6 protein-coding genes are annotated in these 15,854 nt (G+C 47.5%); 4 read left to right on the top strand and 2 right to left on the bottom strand.

Annotated elements, in window-relative coordinates; translation table 11 throughout:
• Nucleotides 1-12 precede the first annotated feature (12 nt).
• Together A3EU_RS0100900 and A3EU_RS35185 are read right to left on the bottom strand one after the other, a co-directional pair.
• A complete protein-coding gene (locus A3EU_RS0100900; RefSeq protein ID WP_020534231.1) occupies nt 13-5,277 on the bottom strand; it encodes a PKD domain-containing protein in 5,265 nt (1,754 codons plus the stop codon).
• A gap of 81 nt (nt 5,278-5,358) precedes the next feature.
• Nucleotides 5,359-10,698: a PKD domain-containing protein gene (locus A3EU_RS35185; protein WP_020534230.1), complete on the bottom strand. Its 5,340-nt coding sequence runs from the start codon at nt 10,696-10,698 to the stop codon at nt 5,359-5,361.
• Nucleotides 10,699-11,106: 408 nt separating this feature from the next.
• Here A3EU_RS35185 and nspC point away from each other — a divergent pair, with 408 nt between their 5' ends.
• From nspC to A3EU_RS0100870, 4 genes are all read left to right on the top strand, one after another.
• Nucleotides 11,107-12,237, top strand: a complete 1,131-nt coding sequence (gene nspC / locus A3EU_RS0100885) for a carboxynorspermidine decarboxylase (RefSeq protein WP_020534228.1) — start codon at nt 11,107-11,109, stop codon at nt 12,235-12,237.
• Nucleotides 12,234-13,085, top strand: a complete 852-nt coding sequence (prmC, locus tag A3EU_RS0100880) for a peptide chain release factor N(5)-glutamine methyltransferase (protein ID WP_020534227.1) — start codon at nt 12,234-12,236, stop codon at nt 13,083-13,085. The genes nspC and prmC overlap by 4 nt, the downstream gene beginning before the upstream one ends.
• A gap of 116 nt (nt 13,086-13,201) precedes the next feature.
• Complete coding sequence (locus tag A3EU_RS0100875) at nt 13,202-13,606, top strand: hypothetical protein (RefSeq protein ID WP_020534226.1); 405 nt, start codon at nt 13,202-13,204, stop codon at nt 13,604-13,606.
• A gap of 47 nt (nt 13,607-13,653) precedes the next feature.
• On the top strand, nt 13,654-15,303 hold the full coding sequence (locus A3EU_RS0100870) for a tetratricopeptide repeat protein (protein WP_020534225.1): 1,650 nt from the start codon (nt 13,654-13,656) through the stop codon (nt 15,301-15,303).
• Nucleotides 15,304-15,854: the final 551 nt, after the last annotated feature.

The raw sequence follows: 15,854 nt of genomic DNA, 5'->3' as shown, positions 1-15,854 counted from the left end.
GCTAGTTGAAAATTACTGCACCACTATCTTCTTCATTCCTCCTCCAAAGGAGTCGGTGTCTAAGCGGAGCCAGTAGACGCCAGCCGGTAGGTTTAGCGCTAGCGGAGTACGGTAATTTCCGCCTGGTAAACTAATGTTTTGTTGTGTCATTTGTTCTCCCAGCGCGTTGAAGATGGTAACTTTACCATCGGTGATAGCGGGCCAGTCGATCACCTCTAGCCAGACCCTATCTCGTGTAGGGTTGGGGTAGAGACGCCAAGCGGATTGGAGGCCTAGTTCCACCAGGTTGGTCGTCATTACGTTGATGGTATCGGTGATGTCCACCGTTCCACATTCATTTCCTACTGTCAGGATTACTTCGTATTCTCCAGCTTCGAGGTAGATGTGTACGGGGTTTTCTTCCAGGCTGCTATTGCCATCGCCGAATAGCCAACTGTAAGTATCAGCATTACTAATGGTGCTAGTGAACGCTACTGTTAAAAGATCATTTTCAGCAGTGAAATCACCTGACGGAGGAGCGCCTACCTCGATGTAATCTGTTTGTGTAAGGACACTGTTCCCCGATTCGTTGGTGGCAGTCAATTCTACGGAATAGATGCCGGGGGCATTGTAAACGACGGTTGGATTTTCTTCCTCAGATGTTGCCGGATCAGCACCGGAGAATAACCATTGGTAACTCACACCATCGGTGGTCTCATTGAGGAAAGTAACGCTGAAGGGCGCACAACCCTCTGGAGGCCCTTCAGTGGTAAATGCTACCGAAGGAATGGGGCGCATAACGCCTACTTCTTGCGTGAGGGTAGTCGTACCACATTCGTTGGTCAACTCCAAAGTAACCGTGTAAGTACCTCCTGTTTCATAGGTGTGAACAGGGTTGGCAATGATGCTGGTATTCCCATCGCCGAAGTCCCATGAATAACTGCTGGTATTTTCAGCATCACTCATGAATTGAACCTCTAAAAGGTTATTTGTGTAAGAGAATTCACCACTTGGTTGAGCGTAAACTTCAATATAAAACTGAGCAACCAGTGTATTAGTGCCAGATTCATTGGTTGCATTAAGCTGTACGTCGTAAATGCCTGGTGTTGAGTAAGTAACCGTAGGGGCTTCTAAGGTAGAGTTGCCCGGTTCGCCACCAGGGAATACCCACATGTAAGAGTTGGCGTCAGTGCTTTGATTGATGAAGTTAACGGTCAGTGGTGCACAGCCTTGTTGCGAGTCTTCTGTTGTGAAACTCACTTGAGGAATTGGCCGGTTTACACCGATTTCCTGTGTTATCACGACCGTTCCACAATCATTGGTGATGGAAAGGCTCACGGAGTACGTTCCACCCACATTGTAAGTATGGCTAGGGTTTGGATCGGTACTGGTTTCGCCATCACCGAATTCCCATAAATAGCTATCTGTATTCGTGGTTGTACTTGAAAACTGTGCGGTCAACAAGTCGCTGGTGTAACTGAAACTTCCTGCCGCCGAGGGGAATACCTCTACCAAACTCTGCATCTCAGATGTGCTGCTGCCTGTTTGGTTGGTGGCCACTAAGGTCACATCGTACACGCCCGCATCAAGGTAAGTTACGGTGGGGTTGGGTAGGGTAGAGGTTTCAGGGACGCCGCCAGGGAAAGTCCATTCATAGGATTCCGCATTGACACTTTGGTTGACGTAAGTAACCGTCAGTGGCGCACAGCCGATTGTCGACGCTACGGAGGTGAAGGCGGCTTGTGGTGCTGGTTGCTGAAGGGTGACTTCTTGCGTAATAACTTCTGTGCCACATTCATTGCTGATGGTTAAACTTACGGTGTAAGTGCCATTGGCCGTGTAGGTGTGTGATGGATTAGGAGAGGAGCTGGTCATGCCATCCCCGAATTCCCACAAGTAAGTGTCTACATTGCTGGTAGTGCTAGTGAATTGAGCCGTAAGTTCATCTGTAGTCGTTGAGAAATTGCCACTGGGCCCTGCCAGTACTTCTATGTAGTTTTCTTGACTGTCGGTTGCGATTCCACTCTCATTGCTAGCGATGAGTTGTACCGCATAGGTGCCGGGTGAATCGTAGGTAACTGTCGGGTTTTCGTCGTTGGATGTACTGGGCGTACCACCTGCGAATGTCCATTGATAATTAACCCCGTTTATACTTTGATTGAGGAACGTGACGGTCAGTGGTGTACAGCCTTGAGTGGGATCCAAAGTCGTAAATACCACTTCAGGAGCGGGTCTTTGGACCGTAACCTGTTCGGTAATGACCACGGTGCCACAGCCATTGGTAAGTGTCAAACTTACATTGTAAGTACCGCTGGTGCCGTAAGTGTGTTGTGGGCTTAAACTGCTACTAGTAGATGTACCATCTCCAAAGTCCCAAAGGTAACTGTCAGCATAATTTTCAGTTCCGGTAAATTGGACGTCGAGTTGATTTGCATCAAAGGAAATACTACCTGTAGGTTCAAAATCTGCTACTTGAACCACGCTGAAAGTAGTCAACATTACACTGCTTATCTCGTTGGTAGCGGTCAGTTGTACTTGGTAATCGCCTGGTGAATTATAGGTAACTACCGGGTTTACGTCTGTTGATGAGTTGGGGTTTCCGCCGGGGAAATTCCATAGGTAGGTGTCGGCGTTTATACTTTGGTTAATAAAGGTTACCGTTAACGGGGCGCAACCTTGTGAAATATCGGTTGTGAAATTTGCTTGTGGTGGTGGTTGTAGGCCAATGGTTTCGATAAAGATGTCGAGCCCGCAACGAGTAGTCACCGTTAATTCAACATCAAAATTATTGCCTACGGGGAAGGTGTGTGTTGGTGCATATTCCGTAGAGGTAGTGCCGTCACCAAATTCCCAAAAGTATTCGGTATCCGCATATTGTGGGTTTGTAGGCTGGAACTGGTAAGTTAATCCGTTGTTGGTGTAGGTAAATTCAGCAATAGCTAGGTTGGTCGAAAGGATGCTGATCTCTTCCGATCTTTCACAGCCATAAAAATCAGTAGCAGTAACGCTGTAGATATTGGTTGACCCTGGCATAGCAGGTACGTAGATACTTGCGGTAGTGGCGCCGGTACTCCATTGGTAATTATCCGCCGGGCTGGCCACAAGCAGGGCCGAATCACCAGGACAAACAATAGTGTCTAGGGAAGTTAACGCCAATCCAGGCCCAACGACTGTGACGCTGTCTTCGTAAGTACAACTCAGGTCATTATAGGTGACAATAACAGGAATGACATTTTCTTCTCCTGGGTTAAGGTTATCAAAGGTTCTTGGGTTTTCTGGAGCTTGGAGGTCCGACCATAAGATGATGGTTTCTCCATTATTATCCGGGAAACTCACCTGTCCAACCGATGAGGAACAATCATTCACGGTGAACTCATAAACGAATGGAGGTGCCTCAAGGTAATTAGCTGTAAAGTCGAGCGTATCGCTACATCCTTGGGGATCGTACCCGACCAGACGCAATTCAAGGTCATCGTCGATTGGTCCGAAATCCCACAAGTTTTGACTGGGGAAGTAGGAAGGACTAAGCACTTGGCCGGTATTGGCCTCCAACCATTGATAACTGCTGCCGCCTGTTGCAGTCAGTTGTAAGCGGTTGTCGGCACAGGGCGCTCCGATGAAATAATCGACTTCCAGCGGTAGTGAATCTCGGAAAGAGACCATTATGGAATCACTAATTCGGCAGCCATTTTTTCTGATCGTAAGGAAATAGGTGCCATCCTCATAGACGAAAGGATCTTGCTCTGAGCTTGTGAAATCATTGGGCCCATCCCAGCGGAAGGTAGCGTTTTCCAAAACGGGCCACACTGCTCCGCGCAATTGGATACTGTCCAGGCTACAGCCTGCTATCACTCGGGGCAATACCTCGAAAGGATCGTCAACGTGAACAATATCTATAACGCCGGTATTACAGTAGCCTAAAGAAGGCGCACTGGGCGCTTCTACGAGTATGCCATAATAACCAGTATCTAATTCGGCAGGAGAAACAAAGGGCATCGTCACTCCGGGGTAGGAGTAAAGCAATTCATCATCGAGGCTAAATACGGATACATCGAAACTACCCAGGTCTGTAAATGGGCTGTTTACCACCAGGAAGCCGTCCATTTCTCCAGGGCAGGAGATGGGCTGTTCGTCAATGATGGCGAACCAAAAGGCACATTCTTCTAAGTTGCAAAGGCTGTTGTCGACATTCAAGGATAGGAACTCATCTGGTTCGTCATCACAAGTATTGAAAGTCCATGAACCAGAATTACCATCACCGTTTACTCGAATTTCAATACTTAAATCGAGGTCAAAGGCTGTAGGGTTTGGTGGACAATCTGCGACGGTGATGGTCCAGCAGAATTCACGAGGAATGGGAGGGACAGCGGTACATTGGCCTTGACCATCACCCCAGTTGTTGCCGGGGTCGCCATCGAAGGGGAAGCCTCCACATTCCAGCCCTTGAGTACCGTCATAAGCAAATCCAGGTCCAAAAGCCTCACCGGTAGCGCAGCTTACCCAGAAATCATACCACTCCCAACCTCCTTGAAAGTTGCAACTTTGAGGTATTTCATAGTATAGGGAGGAGAGGTCCCAACCACCACCGTGGAAGATTTCTACCGAATGTATCCAGTTGTCGGAAACAGGATACCATTGTTCAATAGTATAGCAAATATTAACCTCCTGCCCGGGTTGGTAGGTATTGCCTGGTTGGCTGGGAAGGGGCGAAAATGAAATACGATCATTTACCAAGCAACTGGGATCAGTAGAATTGTTTATCTCACTACAATAGAGGGTTGTAATGGTGAAGTTGAAGTTGTTTTGATCGCTGTTGCTACCGCCGCTAATTCGCAAGAAATAAGTGACGCCAGCGTTCAATTCAACATCTCCCTGGGCATTGCCATCACTGCTGCTGACGCAAATGAGCTCTATGCCTTGACCGCAACTTGCATTTTCAATCACATTGAATTCGGGGGCATTCAATCCTGTGACACTGATAGAGATACAAGTATTTTCAATAGGTGTAAATTTGTACCATACATCAGCGCCAAACCCACTGAATAGTCCTCCCGGAGAGCAGTCCATGTAGTATATCGGTAATTCCGGCGTTGCACCAATATTATTACCATCGAAGGAGTAGGTTAGCCCAGGTTGGGAAGAAAAAAAAATCTCGCGTGCTACAGCACAGCTGTCATTGGTAGGCTGTGCGAATAAATTATTTCCTCCTAATAATGTCAGTAAAATTATAAGCAAAAGAGACCGATGGACATAAGGACGATCTTGTGACAGAAGGCCTGTCAGTAGATTCACGAGCATAGTGTAGTTGTTTTAAATATTTAATAGCATTTGCTAGTGGTTTGTCAACCAGAATCTTTAGGTTTGACAGGACACTAGCGGCTATTGTAAAATTATTTTTTGCACGGCTCCTGGAAATGCGACCTGATCTAGCCGTAACCAATAGACACCCGAAGGTAAATCTAATATTAAAGGTGTTCGGGAATTGCCAGGAGCTAACTTTATAGTCTTTTGTCCCATTTGTTCCCCCAAAGCATTGAAAATAGTTACCTGATTATCCGTTTGTTTGGGCCAATTTGTTACTTCTAACCAAAGCAAACCACTGCTGGGGTTAGGGTAAATCAACCAGCTGGTATGCTCGTTGATGTCTACAACAGCTGTAGCAATAACCATGATAGTGTTGCTTATACTGAGGGAACCACATTCGTTTTCGACCATGAGGTTTACCTGGTACTCTCCTGCCTGAGCGTAAGTATGTATCGGGCTGACTTCTGTACTGGTATTTCCATCACCAAAATCCCATAAATAGCTGTCTGTATTCATCGCTGAACTGGTGAAAGAAATCATTAGCATATCGTTGACGAAGGTGAAACTTGCAGAAGGTAGTGGAAAAACCTCAATATAATTCAGTTGCTCCAAGAGAAGTTCTCCACTTTCGTTACCCGCAGTGAGTTGCACAGGGTAACTGCCTGCTTCGTTGTAGATAACAGTAGGGTTTTCTTCTATAGAACTGCTGGGGTCACCACCAGGAAAAAGCCATTGGTAGCTATCAGCATCAATACTTTCATTGATAAAATTGACGCTGAGTGGTACACAACCCTGAGGGGCTTCCTCTGTAGTGAAGGCGACCTGCGGTAATGGCCGCATAACGCTGACGTCTTCCGTAATGACTACTGTGCCACATTCGTTGGTAATGCTCAGGCTTACTTCGTAGGTTCCGCTGCCGGAGTATAGATGCGAAGGGTTGGCTGCTGTGCTCGTATTTCCATCGCCAAAGTCCCACAAGTAGCTATCTGTGTTATTGACCATGCTGGTGAATTGCACTGAGAGAAAGTCGCTTACGTGTGTGAAGGTGCCGTTGGGTTCAGGATAAACCTCTACAAAAAACTGAGCGACTAAGGTATTGGTACCTGTTTCGTTGGTTGCGTTGAGTTGTACGTCGTAAATGCCTGGTGTGTGGTAGGTGATCGTAGGATTGGTTTCCGTAGAATTCCCCGGTTCACCTCCTGGGAACACCCACAAATAGGAGTTGGCGTTAGCGCTTTGATTGATGAAGTTAACCGTCAATGGCGAGCAGCCTTGTTGTGGGTCTTCGGTGGTGAAACTCACTTGCGGGATTGGCCGCATTACGCCGACTTCTTGTGTGATCACTACTGTTCCACAATTATTAGTGATGGAAAGGCTCACAACGTAAGTTCCACTAATATTGTAGGTGTGACTAGGGTTCGGGGCGGTGCTCGTAGTACCATCACCGAAGTCCCATAAATAGCTATCCGTATCCGTGACGGAACTTGAAAACTGAGCAGTCAGAAAGTCGCTAGTGTAGCTGAAACTCCCCGCAGGGGAAGGAAATACTTCCACAAAACTCTGCGTCTCCGAGGTACTGCTGCCTGTTTGATTTGTGGCCACTAAAGTCACATCATACACGCCCGCCTCAAGGTAAGTGACGGTGGGGTTGGGTAGGGTAGAAGTTTCAGGTACGCCGCCAGGGAAAGTCCACCCATAGGTGTCGGCATTCAGGCTTTGGTTGAGGTAGGTGACGGTCAGTGGTGCACAGCCGCTTGCAGATTCTATGGTGGAGAAGCCTGCTTCTGGTGCGGCCTGCTGAACGGTGACCTCTTGCGTAATCACCGCTGTACCGCATTCATTGCTGATAGTCAAACTCACGGTGTAAGTGCCGTTGGCCGTGTAGGTGTGCGATGGATGAGCAGAGGAGTTGGTCGTACCATCGCCGAAATCCCACAGGTAAGTGTCTACGTTGCTAGTGGTACTGGTGAATTGAGCAGTAAGTTCACCTGTAGTCGTTGAGAAATTGCCACTGGGCCCTGCAAAGATCTCTATGTAATTTTCTTGACTGCTGGTTGTAATTCCGCTTTCATTACTGGCGATAAGTTGTACGGCGTAACTACCTGGTAAGTCATAGGTCACTGTTGGGGTTTCATCAGTAGAGGTGTTGGGGGTAGCACCTGCGAATGTCCATTGATAATTAACTGCGTTGATACTTTGGTTGAGAAAAGTGACGGTCAGTGGTGCACAGCCTTGCGTTGCGTCTATCGCCGTAAAGACAACTTCGGGAGCGGGTCTTTGAACCGTGACTTGTTCGGTAATGACTACACTTCCACAGGCATTGGTAAGTGTCAAGCTCACGTCGTAGGTGCCACTGGTAGCGTAGGTGTATTGTGGACTCAGACTACTGCTGGTCGTACCATCACCAAAGTTCCAGAGGTAGCTGGTGGCGTAATTTTGATTGCCGGTAAATTGTACTTGTAGCTGATTGGTGTTGAAGGAAATACTGCCCACCGGTTGATAGCCAGCTACCTGTACTGCGCTGAATGTGGTCAATACGACACTGGTTACTTCATTGGTAGCCATCAGTTGAACCTGATAATTTCCCGTAATATTGTAGGTGATTACCGGATTTTCTTCTGTTGATGAACTAGGACTTCCACCAGGAAAACTCCATAGATAGGAATCGGCATTCAGGCTTTGGTTAATAAAAGTGACGGTCAGCGGCGCACAACCTTGGGAAATATCGGTGGTGAAATTTGCTTGTGGCGGCTGTTGGAGGTTTATGGATTCGGTAAAGACGTCAAGCCCGCAGCGAGTAGTCACCGTTAATTCTACCTCAAAGTTATTGCCTAGCGAGAAGGTGTGTTCTGGCGCGTATGCTGTAGAGGTATTACCATCGCCAAAGTCCCAAAAGTATTCGGTGTCCGCATGTTCTGGTGCTGTAGGCTGGAACTGGTACGTTAGTCCGTTGTTGGTGTAGGTGAATTGAGCAATAGCAAGGTTCGTCGAAAGAATGCTGATCTCTTCTACTCTTTCACAACCATAAAAATCAGTAGCGGTAACACTGTATATGGAGCTTGATCCAGGTATGGAAGGTACGTAAATACTCGAGGTTGTTTCTCCCGTACTCCATTGGTAATTATCCGCCTGACTGGCCACAAGCAGCGCCGAATCACCAGGACAAACAATGGTGTCTAGGGAAGTCAATGCCAACCCAGGCCCAATGACGGTGACGCTGTCTTCGTACGTACAGCTCAAGTCATTGTAGGTGACAAGCACAGAAATGGTATTTTCTTCTCCGGGGGTGAGGTTGTCAAATGTTCTTGGATTTTCTGGTGCTTGGAGGTCAGCCCATAAGACGATGGTTTCTCCATTGTTATCCGGAAAACTTACTTGCCCAACCGTTGAGGAGCAATCATCCACGGTGAACTCATAAACGAATGGTGGTGCCTCAAGGTAATTGGCTGTAAAATCCAGTGTATCGCTACACCCTTGTGGGTTGTAGCCTACGAGCCGCAGTGCCAAGTCATCGTCGATCTGTCCAAAGTCCCATAGGCTTTGGCTTGGAAAATAGGAAGGGGTCAGTACTTGGCCGGTATTGGCATCTAACCATTGGTAATTACTACTGCCAGGCGCTGCACCAGTCGCGGTGAGTTGTAAACGGTTGTCCGCGCAAGGTGGCCCGATAAAGTAGTCGATTTCGAGCGGTAGTGAATCTCGGAAGGAAACGATGATGGAGTCACTGATCCTACAGCCATTATCTCTGACAGTAAGGAAGTAGGTTCCTTCTTCGTAGACAAAAGGATCTTGTAGGGTACTGTTGAAATCATTGGGCCCATTCCAGCGGAAGGTAGCGGCTTCCAAAACGGGCCACGTCGCTCCGCGTAATTGGATGCTGTCCTGGCTACAGCCTTCGAGCACCCGAGGCAGCACCTCGAAAGGATAGTCTACATGGACAATATCTATGACGCCGGTATTACAAAAGTTAAAGGAAGAAGCATTGAGGGCTTCTACGAGGATGCCGTAATAACCCGTGTCTAATTCTGCGGGTGAAACAAAGGGCATGGTCACATCAGGATAGTAGTAAAGTAATTCATCATTAAGGGTGTATACTGAAACATTAAATGGGCCTATCTCAGAAGATGGACTATTTACAACCAGGAAACCATCCGTCTCCCCTGGGCAGGAGATGTTCTCTTCGTCAATAGCGGCAATCCAGAAGTTGCAGTCTTCTTCGTTACATTCGGTGTTTTCTACCTGTAAGGAAATGTACTCGTCGGGGTCGTCATCGCAAAAGTCATAAATCCACGAACCTGTATCTCCATCACCGTTTACCCTGATTTCGATACTTAAATCTAAAGAAGAGGACGAAGGGTTTGGAGGGCAATCATCGACACGAATTGACCAGCAGAATCTGCGCGGGATAGGTGGTACACTGGTGCACTGACCCTGACCATCCCCCCAGTTATTGCCGGGGTTCCAATCATCCCAGTAGTTGTAGGGGTGGTCGGGGTCATAATTACCGTAAACATCTGTACACTCAGAATATGAGTTGGCGTATTCTTGCCCCATAGGGCTTTCGTAAGCAAATCCGGGACCCTGGTAGGTGCCGCTGGCACAATGATACCAAGAGTCATACCATTCCCAGTATCCGATGTCATTACAACTAGGAGATGGAAAACCAGATAATAGGCTCCAATAATCCCAACCTGACCCATGAGAGACTTCTACCGAATGTATCCAGTTGTCGCCGATAGGATCCCATTGCTCAATCGTGTAGCAAATATTTACCCGTTGACCAGGCTCATAGGTATTGCCTGGTTGATTCGGTGGTGGGGTAAGTGTAAAACTACCACTTACTAAACAGGTAGGGTTGTTCGGGTCTTCATTGTCTGCACAATTTATTTTCGTTATTCTCAAGGAGAAATTGCCTTCATCCAAAAAAGTACCACCACTGACTCTTAATAGATAATTTCTCTGAGCATCTACTTCAGCTGTTTCGTAAACATAGCCTGGGTTATTACCACTTGCACAAAGCAGTTCTAATCCCTGCCCACAAACACTACCTTCTATGAGGTTGAACTCAGGCTCTGAGAGTCCAATAATTTCAATCGAGATACACATACTGCTAGGAGCGGTAAAGGTATACCATACATCAGCCCCAAAACCACTGAACAAGCCGCCTCCCGGAGAGCAATCCTGATAATAAAGAGGAAGCTCGGGGTTAGCTCCTAGATTGCTTCCCTGGTAAGTAGAAGATTGTCCAAATACAGAAGGAATAGCAATCTCCCGCGCCACCGCACAGCTATCATTGCTAGGCTGCGCAAACAAATCATTCCCACCCAATAGCGTGAGTAAAATGACCAGCAAACAATACCGATAAGCATGAGCGTAACCTGAAGACAGGCGACCTGTCAGTTGATTCCAAAACATAGTAGTGTTGTTTATTGACGTAGAAAAATAGTCAGAGAAGAGCTAGTGGTCCAGCTCCTAAGTCCTTGACCACCCAAGTCTTGTTCTTTTGGCCTCTAATTTCGCCTGAAATACTCGCCATAGCTTTGGCTATGACTGCGTTTTCAAGCTTTATTAGAAGCCAAAATTCCGGCGACTTAATGGTCAGAGACTTAAGGTTTGAACCACTCACGAGTCAATATTACACGAGCGACCTATTGTTACTTTTGTCGTAACAAAAACAAAGATTAATTTAATTTTGGTTTTTTGGGGACGGGTACCAGTAAGACCCTGCCAGGTGTAAAATCGCTGCTTTGCTTCAAATAAAAATGCGAGCTATAGGGATATTATTACCTTTATGGTAAATCTTAAAAAACCTGCGAATAAGCAATGGATGTAAGTCAATTTTCCTCTCCCGCTTTTGTTCTCGAAGAAGAGAAATTAGTTGCCAACCTGGAAAAAATAGCGGCAGTGCAAGCCGCTGCGGATATTCATATCATTCTGGCACTCAAGGCTTTTTCTATGTGGCCAATGTTTCCTCTGGTAGGTAAATACCTTAGTGGCGCTACGGCTTCTTCATTAGGTGAGGCACGTCTTATTTTTGAAGAAATGGGCGTGAAGGCACACACTTATTCTCCGGCGTATTTACCGGAAGAATTTTCGGAATTATTAACGTACAGTAGCCACCTTACTTTTAACTCCATCAGTCAGTACCTTCAATATGAAGAGCTGATCAAGACGAGTGATGTATCCTTTGGCCTACGTGTAAATCCTGAATATTCAGAGGTAGAAACAGACTTGTACAACCCGGCTTCACCGGTTGGGCGGTTGGGAGAAACCCGGCCTAACCTTCCGGACATTTTACCGGATCATATTGAAGGTTTACACTTTCATACGCTTTGCGAATCTTCCAGTTTTACTTTTGAGCGGACGTTAGCTGCTTTCGAAGAAAAATTTAGCACCTTCTTTCCCTACCTGAAGTGGGTGAATTTTGGCGGCGGTCACCTCATGACGCGTGCTGATTATGATCGCGAACACCTCGTTAAGGTATTGAAAGGCTTCAAAAGTCGTTACCCTCACCTACAGGTTATCATGGAACCGGGGAGTGCGATTGCTTGGCAGACGGGGTTTTTACTCTCACGAGTATTGGACATTATTGAGAATAATGGCACCAAAACGGCTATTCTGGATGTCTCCTTTACGGCCCACATGCCGGATACATTGGAGATGCCTTACCGGCCTGCTGTACGCAATGCTACAGACCCTGTAGAAGGCAAGCCTACCTACCGCCTCGGCGGAGTAAGTTGCCTGGCCGGAGATTATATGACGGAGTACAGTTTCGATCAGCCCCTGAAGATCGGTGATCGGTTGATTCTGGAGGATATGATCCATTATACGATGGTGAAAACGTCTATGTTCAACGGCGTTAAACATCCTGATATCACAGTGCTGCGTCCTTCTGGGCAGCTTGAAGTGCTGCGTACGTTCAATTATGAAGATTTCAAAAACCGCCTGGGATGAGCAGTATGTTGACCGCATATCGTAGCTTGGTAACCGACTTGTCGGCAACAGTGGGAGAGGGGGAGGCTCAATCTATCGCCCGCCTGTTTTTTGAAGACTTATTTGGCTGGCACCGTGGCCGCCGGGATCGAGAACTTTCGCTTGAGGAAGCACAATTGTTAGCGAGCAGTAAAGCGAGGTTGCTGGCCGGAGAGCCCGTTCAATACATTACCCAACAAGCTGATTTCTACGGCTTACGCCTAAAGGTTGGCCCAGGTGTACTCATTCCGCGCCCAGAAACGGAAGAGCTGGTGGAGTGGGTGTTAGAAGAAAAACAAACGGCTCAAAGCCCGAAAATACTTGACATTGGCACCGGCAGCGGTTGCATTCCGCTAGCGATCAAGAAAAACTGGCCCGCTGCTGAAGTGTGGGCGATAGATGTGAGTGAAGAAGCCTTGGCCATTGCCCACAAGAATGGTATCCATCAAGGGCTGGACATCCACTGGACGCAAGCGGATGTTTTGGATACAGCCACTTGGTCTGACCTGCCTCAATTTGATATCATTATCAGTAACCCTCCTTACATTCCGCATAAAGAGGCGGTATTAATGCCAGATGGGGTGAAAATTTACGAGCCAAACTTAGCGTTGTTTGTTGAAGACGATGATGCACTGATCTTCTATCGAACGATCATGGAATTGGCCATTCAGCAAGCACAACCCGGAAGTATACTCTTCTTCGAGTGCAATGAATTTAATGCGGAAGAGGTGGCTGATCTAGCTACTGCCCTTGGTTTTAACAATGGGGAGTTGCGCAAGGATTTGCAGGGGAAATGGCGGATGTGGCGAGGGGAGGTGGGGCTGGATTAGCGCTATAGCGTTCCTTGCCTTTTCGATGTCTTTCACCGTCTGTTCAGCAGGAGGCAAAAAGAACCACTCACTAAACACTTTCCTCTAATTATCCCGATTATCCGTATCTTCCTCCCATGAACACCGTGTTAATAATCCTGATTATTGTGGGAGTGGTAGTGCTCGGCTGGAAATGGCTAGACACCCGCGCTAAAGTAGCCGCTGCCCCTGGGTATGGAAAACGTATGGGCGTTTTCTACCTGCTGTCGGCTTTTACCATCCTGGTTGGTATTACGACTGTGTTTGCTGACGCACTATTTGAATTATTGGGCCTGGATAAACCTGCCCATTTTGAGTTAATGGCCTTTGTGGCCTTCGGGATATTCTGTGCGGCTGCGGTGCTCATCTTGCGAGATAAAGGGGAACCATCTCAAAGCGCTAAAAACAGTGAGGTCAATGTAGGTGGAGATGCAGGGGTTGTGGTCAACAAACCCCAAGGCCCGGTAAACATCGGCACGGGGATGGATAAAAAAAAGCGCTGACGAAAGCTGAACCTCGCAACTTCTCGGGGACGAACCAGGGCGTTAATGTGCAAGGCGATGCCGGAAACGTGGTGTATGGCCCAGCCACCATCATCAACCAGCCGCAAAAGGAGCTGCCAAAGTGGCTAACGAATTACCCCCGCTTTGACGAAAAACTGATTGGTAGAGCGAAGGACCTGCAGCAGCTCGCTGAGATGATCGAGACCAGCAAGAATGTGGTACTGGTCAATGGAATGGGAGGCATTGGCAAAACGACCTTGGCCATTGCCTACCTGGATCAATACAAAGACCAATACGATCATATCGTTTGGTTAGAACAACTGGGAGACTTTCCTGAAGCCATCCTTACCGACGAATTATTGCTCGAAAACCTGGGCGTGATCTCTGTATCTGGCGAGCCTGATAAGGATGCCTACCGCATCTTAAATCAATTAAGTAATATCGGCGGCCGCTGCCTGCTGGTTATTGATAATGCGGATGAACGTTTACAGCCATACCGTGGCCATTTGCCAGGCGATTGGCGTGTACTGATTACTTCCCGGCAAGAATTGAGTTTTTCTGCCACTTTTAACCTCGCTTTTCTCGACGAGGCAAGTGCGCTTGAATTATTCTACGCACATTGTAATCACACACAGGATGATGCTTTAGTACTGGAGATCATTAAAGCAGTAGAACGCCATACCCTCACCATTGAGCTACTGGCTAAAACCGCCACCCGCAAGAGGAGAACGTTACCCCTTGCTAAGCTATGGAAAAATATCCAGGAGCGAGGACTAGCGTTGGGTAAGACCATCAATATCACCAGTGTAGTCCACAGCAGAAATGAAAATATCGAAAAGATATTTCCCTACCTCTGCTCCATCTTTGAGTTACAAAACTTATCCGAAGAAGAAATAAGCTTATTTAAACAGCTGGTATGCCTCCCACCTACCTTCCATACTTTTAATGAGTTGCAGGACTTATTACAAATAAACACGGAGGAAACAATCGAACAATTAGAGGATTCCCTGCGGCGGCTACAAGAAAAAGGGTGGCTACTGACCGATGAAGCGGTCGATGCCTACAAAATGCACCGCATTGTCTTAGACGTAGTACTCACCCAGCTGGATATCCAAGAAGAGGACGTGGCTCCATTAGTGGCACAACTCATCAGCGCGACGGATTATCATGCTGGCCAAAACCCAGTGGAGCAATTTCCGCTAATCCCCTATGGAAAGCAGCTACTAAGCATTATCGGCCATCAGTCTTCCCAAAATATAGGAAGGCTATACAACAATATTGGCCTGCTGTATCAGGCCCAGGGGCGCTACGACCAGGCTTTGAGTTATTTGCAAAAAGCGATTGAGATTAGGGAAGCGGTGCTCGACCCAGAGCATCCAGATTTGGCGACTTCCTACAACAATATTGGCCTGCTGTATCAGGCCCAGGGGCGCTACGACGAGGCTTTGAGTTATTACCAAAAAGCGATTGAGATTAGGGAAGCGGTGCTCGACCCAGAGCATCCAGATTTGGCGACTTCCTACAACAATATTGCANNGCTGTATCAGGCCCAGGGGCGCTACGCGGAGGCCTTGGCCTTTTACGAAAAATCCATCGGAATCCTACAGCAATCTTTGGGAGATCAACACCCGAACACGCAGCAAGTGATTAGAAATTTGGAAATATTGAAAAGCGAGATGGATAAGCAAGAGCGGTGAAGTCTTAGAGTATGAGGTCGGAGGTACTTAGTAAAGGGTATAGGGATCTTCGGTGATCAGAGTTGTTCTTTCAGCCCTCCCTCGATCCTGTGGATCGGTCCCTCCAAAGGGACACATTTTGATGGGGCTAGTAGCAACAATACTACTGGTTACTATGGTGGTGATATATTAATTTGGCCTTGTGGGAGTTCTTTGGAGGAAGTTGTAGGACCAATCAGTCCCCCGCGCTAGGGGTAGTAGCCAGCCCCGCGACGCGGGGAGCCCGACCAACGGAAGGGCCGAGTGAATAACGAGTGGCCCCGACCAGCGGGAGGGGGAGCGCCCTTGTCATAGTTGGAAAGGTGTAAATGTTGGAAAAGTGTAAAGGTGTAAAAGTTCGCACCCCGCACCTCGCACGCAAAACACCCGGCACTCAAAGTGGGAAGTCAGTTCTGGTGTAAAGGTGTAAGTGTTGGAATGGTGTAAGGGTTAGGTTGCCGAATGCAGGGAATTACTCGTACCTGGCACTATAAAGTCGAAGTATTTACGACCTCAGGTTGTTACTATCAAAC

Source organism: Lewinella cohaerens DSM 23179, assembly GCF_000379805.1.
GTDB lineage: Bacteria > Bacteroidota > Bacteroidia > Chitinophagales > Saprospiraceae > Lewinella > Lewinella cohaerens.
Note: the sequence above shows the minus strand (reverse complement) of the source record. Positions and strands in the feature narration are given on the sequence as shown.

What these genes read in the sequence shown, in the direction of transcription:
- nspC (WP_020534228.1), top strand. Translation starts at nt 11,107, where the DNA reads ATGGATGTAAGTCAATTTTCCTCTCCCGCTTTTGTTCTCGAAGAAGAG.
- A3EU_RS0100875 (WP_020534226.1), top strand. Translation starts at nt 13,202, where the DNA reads ATGAACACCGTGTTAATAATCCTGATTATTGTGGGAGTGGTAGTGCTC.
- A3EU_RS35185 (WP_020534230.1), bottom strand. Translation starts at nt 10,698, where the DNA reads ATGTTTTGGAATCAACTGACAGGTCGCCTGTCTTCAGGTTACGCTCAT.
- prmC (WP_020534227.1), top strand. Translation starts at nt 12,234, where the DNA reads ATGAGCAGTATGTTGACCGCATATCGTAGCTTGGTAACCGACTTGTCG.
- A3EU_RS0100900 (WP_020534231.1), bottom strand. Translation starts at nt 5,277, where the DNA reads ATGCTCGTGAATCTACTGACAGGCCTTCTGTCACAAGATCGTCCTTAT.